Origin of the sequence: Parasutterella secunda, from assembly GCF_016901835.1 — a bacterium.
Classification (GTDB): Bacteria; Pseudomonadota; Gammaproteobacteria; order Burkholderiales; family Burkholderiaceae_F; genus Aphodousia; species Aphodousia faecavium.
On the sequence record NZ_JACJKX010000002.1, the window covers coordinates 65,490 to 80,822 of the forward strand.

General features: G+C 48.9%; 16 protein-coding genes. 14 read left to right on the plus strand and 2 right to left on the minus strand.

Annotated elements, in window-relative coordinates:
• Positions 1 to 148: 148 nt before the first annotated feature.
• The 3 genes from upp (at position 149) to H5985_RS01655 (ending at position 2,350) form a co-directional block, all read left to right on the plus strand.
• Entirely contained in the window at positions 149 to 796 is a 648-nt protein-coding gene (gene upp / locus H5985_RS01645; protein ID WP_205049583.1) for a uracil phosphoribosyltransferase, read from the plus strand.
• 301 nt (positions 797 to 1,097) lie between these two features.
• Complete coding sequence (locus H5985_RS01650) at positions 1,098 to 1,889, plus strand: fumarate reductase cytochrome b subunit (protein WP_239481529.1); 792 nt, start codon at positions 1,098 to 1,100, stop codon at positions 1,887 to 1,889.
• A 113-nt stretch (positions 1,890 to 2,002) separates the two neighbouring features.
• Complete coding sequence (locus tag H5985_RS01655) at positions 2,003 to 2,350, plus strand: DUF4156 domain-containing protein (RefSeq protein WP_205049584.1); 348 nt, start codon at positions 2,003 to 2,005, stop codon at positions 2,348 to 2,350.
• A gap of 3 nt (positions 2,351 to 2,353) precedes the next feature.
• On the opposite strand, the gene H5985_RS01660 is transcribed toward H5985_RS01655, so the two are convergent.
• The gene (locus H5985_RS01660) at positions 2,354 to 3,025 is read right to left on the minus strand and encodes a response regulator (protein WP_205049585.1); all 672 of its coding nucleotides are present in this window, start codon (positions 3,023 to 3,025) and stop codon (positions 2,354 to 2,356) included.
• Positions 3,026 to 3,069: 44 nt separating this feature from the next.
• Positions 3,070 to 4,338: a Zn-dependent hydrolase gene (locus H5985_RS01665; RefSeq protein WP_205049586.1), complete on the minus strand. Its 1,269-nt coding sequence runs from the start codon at positions 4,336 to 4,338 to the stop codon at positions 3,070 to 3,072.
• A gap of 308 nt (positions 4,339 to 4,646) precedes the next feature.
• Between H5985_RS01665 and dcuC the strand changes: the two genes are divergently transcribed.
• The 11 genes from dcuC (at position 4,647) to rpoZ (ending at position 15,280) form a co-directional block, all read left to right on the plus strand.
• On the plus strand, positions 4,647 to 5,924 hold the full coding sequence (dcuC, locus tag H5985_RS01670) for a C4-dicarboxylate transporter DcuC (RefSeq protein WP_205049587.1): 1,278 nt from the start codon (positions 4,647 to 4,649) through the stop codon (positions 5,922 to 5,924).
• A 137-nt stretch (positions 5,925 to 6,061) separates the two neighbouring features.
• Entirely contained in the window at positions 6,062 to 7,336 is a 1,275-nt protein-coding gene (locus H5985_RS01675; protein WP_205049588.1) for an amidohydrolase, read from the plus strand.
• Between the two features lie 102 nt (positions 7,337 to 7,438).
• Entirely contained in the window at positions 7,439 to 9,913 is a 2,475-nt protein-coding gene (locus H5985_RS01680) for an excinuclease ABC subunit UvrA (RefSeq protein ID WP_205049589.1), read from the plus strand.
• A 121-nt stretch (positions 9,914 to 10,034) separates the two neighbouring features.
• Positions 10,035 to 10,760 (plus strand): YebC/PmpR family DNA-binding transcriptional regulator, encoded by a 726-nt coding sequence (locus tag H5985_RS01685; RefSeq protein WP_205049590.1) that lies wholly within the window; start codon positions 10,035 to 10,037, stop codon positions 10,758 to 10,760.
• 25 nt (positions 10,761 to 10,785) lie between these two features.
• Positions 10,786 to 12,063 (plus strand): phosphoribosylamine--glycine ligase, encoded by a 1,278-nt coding sequence (gene purD, locus H5985_RS01690; protein ID WP_205049591.1) that lies wholly within the window; start codon positions 10,786 to 10,788, stop codon positions 12,061 to 12,063.
• Positions 12,064 to 12,110: 47 nt separating this feature from the next.
• Positions 12,111 to 12,722 carry a nicotinate (nicotinamide) nucleotide adenylyltransferase gene (gene nadD, locus H5985_RS01695; protein ID WP_205049592.1) on the plus strand — a complete coding sequence of 204 codons (612 nt, stop codon included), beginning with the start codon at positions 12,111 to 12,113 and terminating at the stop codon, positions 12,720 to 12,722.
• Between the two features lie 47 nt (positions 12,723 to 12,769).
• Complete coding sequence (rsfS, locus tag H5985_RS01700; protein ID WP_205049593.1) at positions 12,770 to 13,201, plus strand: ribosome silencing factor; 432 nt, start codon at positions 12,770 to 12,772, stop codon at positions 13,199 to 13,201.
• A gap of 50 nt (positions 13,202 to 13,251) precedes the next feature.
• On the plus strand, positions 13,252 to 13,719 hold the full coding sequence (rlmH, locus tag H5985_RS01705; protein ID WP_205049594.1) for a 23S rRNA (pseudouridine(1915)-N(3))-methyltransferase RlmH: 468 nt from the start codon (positions 13,252 to 13,254) through the stop codon (positions 13,717 to 13,719).
• 11 nt (positions 13,720 to 13,730) lie between these two features.
• Complete coding sequence (locus H5985_RS01710) at positions 13,731 to 14,357, plus strand: Maf family protein (protein WP_205049595.1); 627 nt, start codon at positions 13,731 to 13,733, stop codon at positions 14,355 to 14,357.
• A 41-nt stretch (positions 14,358 to 14,398) separates the two neighbouring features.
• Positions 14,399 to 15,031 carry a guanylate kinase gene (gene gmk / locus H5985_RS01715; protein ID WP_205049596.1) on the plus strand — a complete coding sequence of 211 codons (633 nt, stop codon included), beginning with the start codon at positions 14,399 to 14,401 and terminating at the stop codon, positions 15,029 to 15,031.
• Positions 15,032 to 15,076: 45 nt separating this feature from the next.
• Positions 15,077 to 15,280 carry a DNA-directed RNA polymerase subunit omega gene (gene rpoZ, locus H5985_RS01720; protein WP_205049597.1) on the plus strand — a complete coding sequence of 68 codons (204 nt, stop codon included), beginning with the start codon at positions 15,077 to 15,079 and terminating at the stop codon, positions 15,278 to 15,280.
• Positions 15,281 to 15,333 lie beyond the last annotated feature (53 nt).

Here is a 15,333-nt window from a genome sequence, read left to right on the forward strand (position 1 = left end):
AAATGCATGACAGATCTCAACAACAGTTTGTCGATCCCTTAACTCTAACACGAGCCAACGGTCTGAGAGACTAAATTTTGAAAAAGAACTTTTCCATTATCGCGAAAACGACTAAGATGATGAAGATTTGATCTAAGGAGTACGTTTCATGCAACACGATTCTCGTTTTCCCCGTCTGCACATCGTTGATCACCCCCTGATCCAGCACAAGTTAAGCATTATGCGTGATAAAAATACGTGTACGAAAGATTTTCGTGCACTTTTGCGCGAAATTGCTCTCTTAATGGGTTACGAAGTAACCAGAAATTTGCCCTTGACCACACACAGCATTGAAACGCCGCTTTGCCGCTTTGATGCACCGGTACTGGCAGACAAAAAACCCGTCATTGTCCCGATTCTGAGAGCCGGTCTGGGTATGGCCGATGGCTTTTTAGAGCTGATGCCGTCAGCTCGTGTGGGTCACATCGGAATGTATCGTGATGAAAACAAACGCCCGGTAGAGTATTTAGTCAAACTCCCCGATTTGGAAGGCCGCACGTTCTTTTTAGTCGATCCGATGCTTGCCACCGGCTATTCTGCCGCCCATGGGGTCGATGTTTTGAAAAAACAAGGTGTTCAAGGCAAAGATATTATCTTTATGTCTTTGCTCTGTGCTCCGGAAGGGATGGAAACATTCCAAAAACTGCATCCGGATGTTGAAGTGTATACGGCAAGCCTTGACGATCATCTCAATGAAAAAGCCTACATCGTTCCCGGTTTAGGTGATGCGGGTGACCGCTTATACGGCACACTTTAACGTTTTTCTTTCAAACCATAAAATTAAGGGTTAACCCCAATATTTCACTTAACTGTTACAGTTGCGAAATATTTTATTAAGGGTTAACCCTAATTTTTGCCTTAAGAAAACTTAATTTAATCTGAAAAATCAGCAAAACATATGACATAACTCAAACCTTTTTACATAAAAATGGAGGATGATACGCATGTCGGAACGCAGAAGCGTTCTGTCTGTTTGTGTTTTTAAAAAACTCATCAAAGCGCTTGGACCGCGTTTTGAATTTAGGACATAACTTCTTAATAAAAGGTTGAATTTCATCATGTCGATGTATACCTCTGATCAAGAAAAATATTCCAACACCCCGACTTCTGAAGAAGTCATCGCCGGTGTGGAATTGCGTAATGCCAAGCGCAAGAGCAGATGGCCGGCTTACTGCGACGTCGCCCAGTCTGTGACAGGCTTGTTGCTCGGTATCTTCCTGTTCTGCCACATGGCTTTCACGAGCTCCATTCAATTGGGCAAGGATGTGTTCTGGAACTTGGTCGCCTTCTCCGGCGGTTATATTTTTGACGGCGAAGAACATGCCTGGATGCACGTGGCTTTGATCGGTGCCATTACCCTCTTGGTCATCATCCACGCTTTGATGGCTTTGCGTCGTTTCCCGACGAGCTATCGCATGTTCCATAACATCAAGAGCCAATATCAATTCATTGCTCACCGCGACACCACGCTTTGGATCGTCCAAATCGTGACCGCTGTGATCTTGACCGGTATGGTTTTCCCGCACGTCACCCCGATGATTCTCGATCCGGAAGCCATCGGCCCGAACTTCTCCTCTGTTCATACCTATCACAACGGTTTGCTCTGGACGTTCATCTTCTTGGTGGCCACTGAATTGCACGGTATGATCGGTCTGTATCGCTTGTGCGTGAAGTGGGACGTGTTCGCCGGTAATCGTGAAGCTCTTCGCAAGATCATGTACTGCGTGGTCGTTCTGATGATCGCCTGCGGTTCTATGACGATGTGGACGTACTACAGCAACGGTAAGGCTCTCGTTGAAAGCGGTGAACCGATCGTTAAGTACGAACCGGTTAACAACTGGTGGAAGTAAGATTCAGGGTTAACTGAATAAATACTTACAAACGCGGCTTTCGGGCCGCGTTTGTTTTTATATGCATATTTTTTTCGGTACACTCTTTTTTGATGAAATTAAAAGGACTGGATATGCGTGTTTCTTTTTTGATAATTGCAAGTGCCATCAGCGCACTGATGACCGGTTGTGTAGCCAATTCCGTCACGGAACAAGGCCAAAAAGTTGTTATTGTTCAGAGTTTGCCCACTCAATACCAATGCACTTATAAAGGTGAAGTTGTAGGCTCTCAAGGCAACTGGCTCACCGGAGGCTGGACAACCAATCGCAATTTGGCCTTAGGTGCCCGAAACGATTTGAGAAATGAAGCTGCGAAGTTAGGCGCTAATGTTGTGGTGATCGCAGAAACTATCAATTCAACTGACGAGAAAAATTCGCTTGAAAACATTACTCACGTCGGCCGAGCATACAGCTGCCGCTAATCGTCAGATAGTTACCCCTCTGTCACGGGCCCACAAAGCTGCTTGTGTACGAGAAGCAAATCCCATCTTTTTGAGAATATGCTTCACGTGCACTTTGACGGTCCCCAGCTGAATAGACAGGTATTCCCCGGTCTGCTGATTACTCATCCCGATTGATAAGCACTTGAGGACATCTTTTTCACGACTGGTCAGACAATTTAAATCCCGATCAACTTCACCCGTATCCTCACGGAAAGCACGTGTCAGAGCGCCCATCAGGCGATTGCTCACCACTACTTTTCCGTGACAGACCCTTTTTATTTGGGATAATAGCTCCGGAACCTCAATCAATTTTGATAGATACCCTTCAGCCTGTAATTGGACCGTTGCCATCAGCTCTTCACTGTCATCCCTGTCCGTCATCATCACCACTTTAGCAGGACGGTGAAGATTTTTTGCATAGCGAAGAACATCAATAGCAGAGCCCTTCTTCATGTGCATATCAACCATAACCAGATCGGGTTGGAGTCTATCAATGTAAAACATGCCTAACTGCTTATCACCGGTCTCAGCCACGTTGCCGAATTCGACATCTTCATGCAAAAGTTGAGCGAGTGCCTCCCTAAACAGGGGGGAACCGTCAACTATGACTACACAAAATTTTTTACTGTTCTCGTCTGCTTGAGTCATAAGCATTTTAAAAAAGGGCGCACCCTCAGTACGCCCCACTCCCTAACGGGTTATTTGTCGTCGTAGTGCGACACGGCAGCCCACAAAATATCCGTGCCTTGCATAAAGTCTTGCATCTTCATGGCTTCATGCGGATTATGAGATCCCAATTGATTGGCCACAAAAATCATGGCAACCGGAATACCGTTATTGCCCAACACAGCAGAATCGTGACCGGCACCGGAAGCCAAACGCATACAAGGAATATTTTCAGCCTTGGCACTGGCTTCAAGCCGATCGCTCAACGCTGCATCGACACCGGACGGAGCCGTCAATAAGGCCGGATCATACTCAATAGTCACGCCGCGTTCGGCTGCCACTTCTTCTCCGTATTTTTGCATCAGCTCGTGGAAACGATGAGCAGTGTCGGCACTCAGACTGCGAATATCCACGGAAATCGTCACTTCTCCGGGAATCACCGAAATAGCTGCACTAGAAGCCATCTTCAAAACACCGACTGTGAAGACCAAATCCTCGCCTTTAACTAACCAGCGATCCCAAGCACGATCAATGCGTTGCATCCAATCGGTAAAAGCCATCAGGGCATCGTGACGATACTGTTTATCGGTTGCGCCAGAGTGTGCCGCTTCACCCAAAATCCGTACGGCTTTATGACGAATGTTGCCGCGAATACCTGTGACGATACCAGCACGGGCCTCGGTTTGTGCATCAAGTGTCGGTCCTTGTTCAATATGCAATTCAACAAATGCAGCAATACGATCGGTGTCCACCAAAGGTTGACCTCCCGATACAGCCTCTGTATCTATACCGCAAGACAGCATGGCTTGCGCCAACGTGCAGGAGCCATCACGAATCTTTAAAGCAAGGTCCTTCGCAGTGAGCTTACCCAACATACCGAGTGAGCCCATATAGGCTTTACCAAAAAAGGAGCTTTCCTCTCCACGCATCATCAAAACGGTGTAATCACGTTCGGGAACAAAACCCGTCTCACGCATCCACCAGGCTACTGTAAGAGCTGCCGTAACACCGGCCAGACCGTCGTAGTTGCCGCCTTGCGGAACACTGTCAACGTGGGAGCCAGCCACAAATGCAGGCAATGTACGATCTTTACCGGGCAGTGTCATCCAGACATTGCCTGCTCTATCCGGTTGAATTTCCAATTGGAGTTTTTGACCGATTTGAGTGAGGTATTCAAGTACCTGTGTTTCTTTGGCAGAAAAAGCCTGACGAGTCACGCCTTGAACATCGCGACTCATTTCCCGCACATCATCAAAAATCTTTTTGGCAAACTCCAAACCTTTTTGCTGCAATTCAGACATGGCTGATCTCCATTAAATAAACAAACAGGACAATTGTATGTATTTTCATTATTAAAAGGCAATCTTAAGAATTCGTTAAATTCTTTTATATCAATAAGTTAGACAATTCTCACCTTATCTCACCGAATATTTGTTGCCTTGAGTCAAATCAGACTTGAAATTTACAAAATTCTTGCTTTGACGCCTTTCACTTCAGGGAATCCCCTATGGGCAAAACCTGCAAAAGTGTAGGATACTTAGCTCAGTGAGGAAACCGCCGATAAGAGCGGCAATTTCTCGTGTTTTTCAACCTTATAAAGGAATTTCTCATGTCGTTGCTTGAATGGTTGGCAATAGCTGTTACGATTCTAACGGTATATGCCTTGATCAAACGATTGGAAACGCGCCTCGTGCTCTTCACCGCTGGCTTCGTGCTCTGCTTGGTGTCTATGGACCCGATGAGCGCTTTGAATTCGTTTGCTAAGTCCATGACCAATAATTCTTTGGTGATGGCAATCTGCTCTTCGATGGGTTTTGCTTTCATTGCAAATTACACCGAATGTGACCGCAGTCTCGTTCACTACTTGGCCGCTCCGATCCGCGGTTTGGGCGTCTTCCTGATCCCGATCTGCACGGCTGTGACCTTCTTCATTAACATCGCTATTCCGTCTGCCGCAGGTTGTGCTGCTGCCGTGGGTTCTACGTTGATCCCGGTGATGTTGCGTGCCGGTATTAAGCCTGCCGCCGCTGCCGCTGCCGTGATGGGTGGTACGATCGGTTCTTACCTCTCTCCGGGTACGTCTCACAACCCGTTCGTTGCTGAAATGGCCGGCATTGACGTGATGGACTTCATCTCCTACCACGCCGTTTGGTCGTTGCTCTGCGGCGCCATCCTGGTTGTCGGTTTGCTCATCGTCTGCATGGTTTTGGGCGACCACAAGGGTGAAAAGGTTGAAGCCACTGACGAAGTTAAGAAGGAAGAAAAACCCTTCAAGCCGAATGCTCTTAAGGCTATCATGCCGCTCGTTCCGATCACGATCCTCGTTGTCGGTAACGTCTGGTTGCCTGTCATCAAGATGGGTGTGGCACAAGCCATGGTCTTGGGTGCCGTGATCACCTTGTTGCTCTCCTTTGCTGTTGACCGTACAGACCCGCAAGAATTCTCCAAGCGCTTCTTCAACGGTATGGGCAAGGGCTACGCTGATGTGATGGGTATCATCATCGCCGCCGGTGTGTTTGCTGCCGGTTTGCGTGCTACCGGTTTGATCGATACGTTCGTTGACGTCTTGAAGCACTCCAATGACATCGCTCGTTGGGGCGGTTCTCTCGGTCCGTGGATCATGGGTACCATCACCGGTTCCGGTGACGCTGCCACGATGGCCTTTAACGAAGCTGTGACGCCGCATGCTCCTGAATTCGGCATGGAAATCAAGTCCTTGGGTGCCTTGGCCTTCTTGACCGGTGCCTTGGGTCGTACGATGAGCCCGATTGCCGGTGCTATGGTTGTTGTCTCCGGTATCGCTATGGCTAACCCGATGGACGTTGCTAAGCGCACGGCTCTGCCCTGCACGGTTGCAGTGTTCATGCTCGCTTTGTTCATGGTCTAGTCTGAACTGACTGAACTTAACTAAGCTCAAAAGAGGGGAAGATTCATGTCTTCCTCTCTTTTTTTGAGACTACAATTTTTGATGAAAGAGAGGTCCATCCTCTCAGCGTTCTATCTTGGTTAGGGAGATTAATTATCATGACTCAATGTGCTTATCACGATCAACTCATCAGCATTCGTCGCCAATTGCACCAATTCCCTGAAGAAGGCTGGACAGAATTCTGCACAACCGCATTTATTGTTAAACACCTTCGAGAATTGGGCTACGAAGTCTTGATGGGTGAGAAGGTGGTTTCCCGCAAGGACTGCCTCGGACGCGACCCAAAACTGGTTGCTCAAGCCATTGAAACGGCTAAAGCTCGTGGTGTTGAACAGGCTCTGCTCGATGAAATGCAGGAATTGACTGGTTGCGTAGCCGTGTTGGATACCGGTCGTGCCGGCCCCACGGTTGCACTGCGCTTTGATATCGACTGCAACAACGTTCAGGAAAATCCGTCAGAAGAACATCGCGCAAGTAAAGAAGGTTGGGCTTCCAAACGCCCCGGTTTAATGCACGCTTGCGGCCACGACTCGCATATTTCCTCCGGTCTGGCCATTGCCCGTTGGGCCATGGAACACAAGGATGAATTAAAGGGCAAACTCAAGATTGTCTTCCAACCTGCTGAAGAAGGTGTTCGCGGTGCAGCTGCTGTTGCTGCCAGCGGCATTGTTGATGATTGCGACTACTTCCTCTCCAGCCACATTGCCATGATGGCCAAGAGCGGAGAAATTATCACGAGCCCCGTGGGCTTCCTCTGCACAACCAAATACGACATCTCCTTTAAGGGCCGTCCGGCTCACGCGGGCATTGAACCGAATGCCGGCCGCAATGCACTGGCTGCTGCTTGCCACTGCGTCACTCAGCTTCTGGGTATTCCGCGTCATGGCGCCGGCATGACCCGCGTAAACGTCGGTAAGATCACCGCCGGTGAAGGCCGCAACGTGATTCCTGTCAACGCTAAACTCGTGATGGAAGTACGTGGTGAAACCGGTGAAATCAACCAATTTATGGCCAGTGAAACCGAAAATATCGTCGAAGGCGTCGCTAAGAGCTTCTCGGTCGGATATCACATCGAAAAAATGGGCGAAGCCGTTGACCTTTTCAATGACAAAGAATTGGTCGATATGCTCGATGATGTGTGCGCTCACACCGATGGCGTCAAGAAGGTTCTCCATGAAGTGAATTTCGGCGGTTCGGAAGACGCCACGATTCTTGCTCGTCGTGTTCAAGCCCATGGAGGCAAGGCCGCTTACTTCGTATTGGGTTCCGACCGTACGGGTGGTCACCATACGTCCGACTTTGATATTGATGAAAACTCGTTGGACATCGGTTTGAATATTTACTCTGAAATGCTCAAACGCTTGATGAAGTAGTCTATTCGGATACCAACCCGGCCCGCGTTAGTTTTCTATCGCGGGCCTTTTTGTAATCTGATCCTTTCGCTACGATAATGACAGAAAAAATAGGATAGCGAAATGACCGATTGCATTAAAGTTCGAGGTGCTCGCGTTCACAACCTCAAAAATATTGATGTCGACATCCCGCTCAATAAAATCGTGGGAATTGCCGGAGTGTCGGGTTCGGGGAAGTCTTCTCTCGCGTTGGGTGTTTTGTATGCTGAAGGATCGAGACGTTACCTTGAAGCCCTATCCACCTACACACGCCGTCGAATGACTCAAGCGGCCAAAGCTCAAGTTGACGAAATTCTTTTTGTTCCGGCCGCTTTAGCTTTGCATCAAAGACCGGCCGTTCCGGGTATACGTAGCACGTTCGGAACCGGAACTGAATTACTCAACAGTCTTCGCTTAATGTTTTCCCGTCTGGCCAGTCACCGTTGTCCTAACGGTCACTATGTAAAACCGTCCTTGGCTGTAGCAGCCGGAGAAAAATTACGCTGTCCGATCTGCGGGGCCGAGTTTTATGCTCCGAGTGCTGAAGAGTTGGCTTTTAACAGTCTGGGAGCCTGTCGAACATGTTCCGGTACCGGATTTGTTCAAACCGTTGATCGTTCAACACTCGTACCTGATGAATCCTTGAGTATCGATGAGGGTGCGGTTGCTCCCTGGAAGTCACTCATGTGGTCTCTTATGACAGATGTCTGCCGCGAAATGGGGGTACGCACCGATATTCCGTTCAAGGACCTGAGCGATAGGGAAAAAGATATTGTCTTTAACGGACCGGCCGTTAAAAAACACATTTTCTATAAATCCAAAAACACCGAACTGGCAGGCGAGTTGGACTTTACTTACTACAACGCGGTTTACACGGTCGAAAATGCCTTAGCCAAAGTCAAAGACGAAAAGGGAATGAAACGCGTAGAGAAATTTCTCAAACGCGATATCTGTCCCGACTGCCACGGCTCTCGTTTGAGTGAACAGGCCAGAGCGCCGAAATTAAACGGCCTTTCTCTCGATGAAGCTTCTCACATGACCCTATCCCAATTAACGGACTGGGTTCAGACAATCCCCTCCACATTGCCGCAAGAGATGCGGCCCATGGCAAAAAGTATTATTGATTCATTCCAAGGCGTCGCTAAACGTCTTTTGGATTTGGGATTGGGCTATTTGCAATTGGATCGAACCTCCTCGACATTGTCAACCGGTGAACGGCAACGCATGCAACTATCTCGAGCAGTACGCAACCGAACTACCGGTGTGTTATATGTACTCGATGAGCCCTCGATCGGTCTTCATCCCAGTAACATCGAGGGTTTAATTTCCGTGATGCATGATCTGATTGCCGACGGCAACTCGGTGGTTTTAGTCGATCATGACACTCAGATTCTTCGCACGGCTGATTGGCTTATTGAAATGGGGCCGGTGGCCGGAGCCAAGGGAGGGCGAGTTATCGCACAAGGAACCGTCAATGATTTGATCCGTAGCGAACAGTCTCAAATCGGTCCTTTCCTGGATCAAGAATCGGCTCGACCGAAGCGAATGAGAAGTCAGGTCGATCAATTATTTGAATTCGGGCAAATCCGGCTTCAGACAAGTGCCATTCATACAGTCAAACCGCTCAGTGTCACAATTCCCAAAGGTAAATTAACGGTTGTGACCGGCGTATCCGGTTCCGGTAAAACCACACTTATTCTGGAAAGTCTGGTCCCGGCTCTGAACGCCTTAATCAACAAAAAGAAGTTGCCAGAACATGTCAGGCAAATCGAAGCCCCTGACATCGCCGACGTAAAACTGATCGATGCCACCCCGATCGGTATCAACATTCGATCAACAGTCGGCACTTACGCCAATGTTCACGATGAGCTGAGAAAAGTTTTCGCAAAAATCCCCAGGGCCAAAGAGGCCGGATTGAAAGCCGGAGACTTCTCTTACAACACCGGCAAGCTGCGCTGTCCCTTGTGCGATGGAACCGGTCAAATCAACCTTGATGTTCAGTTTCTGCCCGATGTCACGATTGCCTGCCCGCAGTGCGGTGCAAGCCGCTACACAGAACAGGCCAAGAATTTATTTTCAAAAGATCTCTTTGACGGGCATTCACTGCCGGATCTGATGGCCATGGACATTAACAGCGTTCTGGACATCGCCGGCAAGCAAAAATTGATCGCTCAACGATTAAAGACACTTCAGGAATTGGGACTTGGCTATCTGACGCTCGGAGAAGAAACTCCCGGCTTATCGGGCGGCGAAGCACAAAGACTGAAATTAGCCAGCGAAATGGGCAAGCCGCAATCACAAAGCGTCTTTATTTTTGACGAGCCGACAATCGGGCTGCACCCTCTGGATATTCAGGTTTTGATGAAAGTTTTTGATCGATTAATTGCCAATAAAGCTACGGTCATTGTGATTGAACATGATCTCGATATCATCAGAAACGCTGATTACATCATTGACATGGGCCCGGGTGGCGGTGATGAGGGCGGACAAATCGTTGCTTGCGGCACTCCTGAGGACATCCGCTCCAATCCTGAGAGCATTACAGGACGCTTCCTTTGAGAAGGAATCGCTGACAACGAGACAAAGAAGTTCATACCGAGTAAAATATTTGGGTTTTACACCTGCTTGTCCGATTGACAAGCCTGTTACCTGATTGATTGTTTTTGAAAGGAAAATTCCCATGTCCGGACACTCTAAGTGGGCCAATATTCAACACCGAAAAGGCCGTCAAGACGCCAAGCGTTCCAACCTGTGGACCAAGCTCGTTCGCGAAATCATGGTGGCTGCCCGCAATGGCGCCGACCCTGACAGTAACTCCCGTCTGCGCCTTGCTCTTTTGAAAGCCCGCGCCGGTAACGTACCTAAAGACACAATTAAAAACGCGATCCTCAAGGGCTCCGGCCAGTTGGAAGGCGTTAAGTTTGAAGAGGCCCGTTACGAAGGTTACGGTGTAGGCGGTGCTGCATTGATCATTGATGCCGCTACCGACAACCGCACCCGTACCGTGGCCGATGTTCGCCATATTTTGAGCAAGAACGGCGGCAACCTCGGCGCTGAAGGTTCCGTCTCCTTTATGTTTAAACACTGCGGTCAGTTCCTCTTTGCTCCGGGTACGGCCACTGAAGACGACGTAATGACTGTCGCTTTGGACGCCGGAGCCGATGACGTCATCGTCGACGATGAAGGCGGCATTGAAGTGATTTGTGATCCCCAAGCCTTTGAAGCTGTCAATGATGCTTTTGAAAAGGCCGGTATGAAACCCGAAATGGCAGAAGTGACCATGAAGGCTTTAAACGAAACGTCTCTGAGCGGAGAAGATGCTGAACGCATGCAGCGTTTAATTGATGCTCTTGAAGATTTGGATGACGTTCAACAGGTTTACACAACGGCTGTTTTTGAAGACTAACATCCTTGCCTAAGGAGAACACACCATGAAAATCCTCGTTGTCGGCAGTGGTGGTCGTGAGCATGCGATCGCTTGGCGCTTGGCCCAGGACGAAAGAGTTGGAACCGTCTTTGTGGCTCCGGGTAACGCCGGTACGGCCTTGACTGACAAATTGGTCAATGTCCCCGAATCCGATATTTCACGCTTGGCCGATTTTGTTAAAACCAACGATGTTCTTTTCACGGTTGTGGGGCCCGAAGCTCCGCTGGCGGCCGGCATTGTGGATCACTTCCGCGCCTGCGGCCTGAAGATTTTCGGGCCGACTCGGGCGGCCGCACAATTGGAAAGCTCAAAAGACTTTGCCAAGGCCTTTATGAAACGCCACGGGATTCCCACGGCTGACTACGAAAGCTTCACGGATGCAGATGCCGCCCACGCCTACGTCAATAAAAAAGGCGCTCCGATCGTTATTAAAGCTGACGGTTTAGCGGCCGGCAAAGGCGTCATCGTCGCCATGGATCTTCAACAAGCCCATGAGGCAATCGACAGTATGCTCGAAGGCAATGCATTTGGCTCAGCCGGTGCTCGAGTCGTCATTGAAGACTTCCTCAAGGGTGAAGAAGCCAGTTTCATCGTCATGGTTGACGGCAAAAACATTTTGCCGATGGCCTCCAGCCAAGACCATAAACGATTGCTCGATCACGATATGGGACCGAACACAGGCGGCATGGGCGCTTACTCTCCTGCTCCGATTGTGACCCCTGAGATTCACGACCAAGTCATGCGTGAAATCATTCGTCCGACCGTTGAAGGCATGGCCGCTGACGGCATTCCCTTTACCGGTTTTCTTTACGCCGGCCTCATGATCGACCGCGATGAAGCGGGCAAAAATGTAGTGAAAACGCTTGAATTCAATTGCCGCATGGGGGATCCGGAAACTCAGCCCATCATGAGTCGCCTGAAATCTTCCTTGGTGGATATGATCATGGCTGCTATTGAAGGGCAACTCGATACGGTTCAGGCTCAGTGGGATGAACGTGTTGCGTTGGGAGTGGTTTGTGCTGCACGCGGCTACCCTGAAAAACCTGAAAAAGGTGCTCAGATCACGATGTTGCCCGCAGAAAGCGAGTCTTTACATGTTTTCCATGCCGGCACGCAGTCGGTCGATGGACAGACTGTTGTTTCGGGCGGTCGGGTTCTGTGTGTCGTCGGCTTAGGTGATACGGTTAAAGAGGCCGCCGCCAAAGCCTATGACGGTGTCAAGCACGTTCATTTTGACGGTATGCAATATCGCTCCGATATCGGCTACCGTGCAATGAAATAATCCTTTTTTATCATGCGGGAAAGGCTCCCCTTTCCCGCTTTTTCTTTATGCGGTTAGGATTTTTCGGCGGCACTTTCAATCCTGTTCATTTGGGGCATCTGGCTTTGGCCGATGCTGCCATGAAAGCTCTGCAACTCGATCATCTTTATTGGTTACCGGCCAACCCTTGGCAAAAAAATGCTGCTGATCTGATGCCAAAAGAAAAACGATTGGCGCTTTTACGCCTGGCGATTACCGATCGACAATCCATGTCTGTTGATACCCGTGAACTCGATCGCAAAACGGTCTCCTACTCCATTGACACCGTCCGAGAACTGGCTGCACTTTATCCAAAAGATAAGCGCTTTTATCTGATCGGCGCCGATCAATGGACGAACTTTCACACCTGGAAAGATTGGAAAGATATTTTCAATTACGTGGCATTGGTCGTTTTTACCAGAAATAACCGATGCGGACATTGTTCCGATGAAGTCAGTGCTTACATCAAAGAACAAAAAATTAAGGTTTTGCACCTGCCGATGCCGGCCTTGGATATCGAATCGTCTCGAATTCGTCTTCTTTTAAATGGAAACCGCTGTCATCAAACGGACTTGAAATTAGCGACTCTTGTTCCTGAAAGTGTGCTCGAATACCTGAAAAAAGAGAGAACAAAAGACTGATACAATTTCTGGTGTTGATACAACTGATTAAATAGAGAAAAAACTTTATGGATATTCGTAAATTACAACGCATTATTGTCAATGCACTCGATGACGTGAAGGCGCAGGACATCGTGGTCTATAACACTAAGCACCTCACCTCAGAATTCGAGCGCGTGATTATCGCGACGGGCTCTTCCAATCGTCAAACTCGTGCTTTGGGCTACAACGTGAGCCACGAGGTCAAAGAAGCCGGCGGAGAAGTGATCGGCATGGAAGGAACGGACACCGGAGAATGGGTGTTGGTCGACTGCGGTCAAGCCATTGTGCATATTCTGCAACCGGCCATGCGCGAGTACTACAACCTTGAAGAAGTTTGGGGCGGAAAAAAAGTCAATATCAAACTGGCCTCTGAAAAGCAAGAAAAGAGTCCTACCCAAACGGCCGCCCGTCGCCCCCGCGTCATCCGCGGTAAGACTGTTAAAATCATCGAGGATTAATCCCTTTGCTCTTGCAATGCAGGCTTAAACAACGGCCTGCATTTTTTATTATGAAAATCACCATTGTTGCCGTTGGTCTGCGTCAGCCTGCCTGGGCTGACAGCGCCGTCGAAGATTATTTAAATCGTTTTCCCAAAGATTGGAGCGTTACGGTTAAAGCCGTTAAACCGGAGTTGCGAGCCGGGCAAAGCACGGCCAATATCATGCGAATTGAAGCCGAACGTATTCGGGCCGCCATCCCGCATAACAGCCTCATAATCGCCATGGATGAACATGGGAAAGATTTGACGACCGTCGATTTTTCGAAAAAAATTCGTGCCTGGCGCGATGCAGGCGAATCACTGTGCTTTTTGATTGGCGGCGCTGACGGCTTGGATCCGGAACTCAAAGCTCAGGCCAGAATGCTGATGCGGCTTTCGTCGATGACTCTGCCTCATGCCATGGCCCGTGTGATGCTTGCCGAGCAAATTTACCGTGCCTTCAGTATCCTCACCAATCACCCCTATCATCGTGCATAAAGGATCGTTGTATGGCTTGTGACCTCTCCCTTTATCTGGCTTCAAAAAGTCCCAGAAGAAAAGACATTCTTGAGCAATTGGGTTTTCATCCGATTGTACTGGCCAACAATGACCACACGTTACGTAATTTCCAAGGTGATGAAGTTCAGTTGCCTAACGAGACTCCTCAAGACTACGTTGAGCGAATCGCTCGCGAAAAAGCCGTCATTGCACTGGGAAAAATTCAGGCTCAGGCCCTACCCTTACTGCCAGTGTTGTCCGCTGACACAACGGTCATCGCCGACGGTTTGATTTTAGGAAAACCCGATGATGAAACCCAAGCGCAAGACTTTCTGCGACGACTCTCCGGAAAAGAGCATGAAGTTCGCACGGCTGTCTGTGTCGGTACCGACGTTGACAATCTTCTCATGAGGGTCAGTATTTCAACCGTACGTTTTAAAGCATTAACTGAGACTGAAATCCGCTCCTACGTCAGAATGGCTGAACCCTATGATAAAGCTGGCGGCTACGGTATCCAAGGATTGGCAGGAGCCTTTATCAGTGAAATTCACGGCTCTTACAGCGGCATCATGGGATTACCTGTTTTTGAAACCTGTGAATTGCTGAAATCGTTCGGTCTTGACCTTTTTGCCGATTAACTGGGCTAAAATTAATAAGTTAACCCAAGAGGCCATTATCTATGCTGGAACAAAAAGCCGGTCGTTTATTTTTAGTTACCGCTCCTTCCGGAGCCGGGAAATCGTCCCTGGTTGCCGCTCTTTTGAAGGCAGATCCGACAGTGCATCTGTCTATCTCGCACACCACCCGTGCTCCTCGCCCGGGAGAAGAAAACGGTCGCGAATATCATTTCGTCACCGTCGAAGAGTTTGAGCATCTCAAGGAAGAAAATGCCTTTTTGGAATGGGCCTACGTTCATGGTAACTATTACGGCACCTCCAAAAAATGGATTGCCGAAGAGTTGGAAAAAGGCCATGACGTTTTGCTCGAAATTGACTGGCAGGGAGCTCTTCAGGTCAAGCGTTTATTCCCGGACGTGGTCGGTGTTTTCATCTTGCCGCCTTCTGTTGAAGCCCTGCGTTCAAGACTCAACAAGCGCGGAACCGATTCCGACGAAGTGATTGCCAGACGTCTGGCAGGGGCAGGCGCTGAAATGGTTCATGCGGGTGAGTTCGACTACGTTATAATTAACGATGATTTTGATCGCGCAACCGGTGATTTGATCGCTATTGTGCGTGCGTCGCGTTTGAGTTTTAAAACTCAAGCCGTGCGTGAACGTAAAACGTTCATACATTTAGGCATTCCGCTTCTGTAGAAGAGGCGGCGTGTTGTATTTTTAATTTTTACAATAAAACGAAATATGGCTCGTGTAACTGTTGAAGATTGCTTGAAAAAAATTACGAATCGTTTTGAATTGGTTTTAGCTGCCGCGCAACGTGCCCGCCAACTCTCTTCCGGCGCCGTTGCACGCGTGGATGCTAAAGACAAACCCACGGTTCTTGCTCTTCGTGAGATCGCTGCCGGCGAAATCACCAAGGACGAAATGTTCAAGCGCATTTCTTAATGCTGTTGAAAAAAGCGAAGTGACGGCCGCGGCCCAGCTTCGCTTTTTTGTTT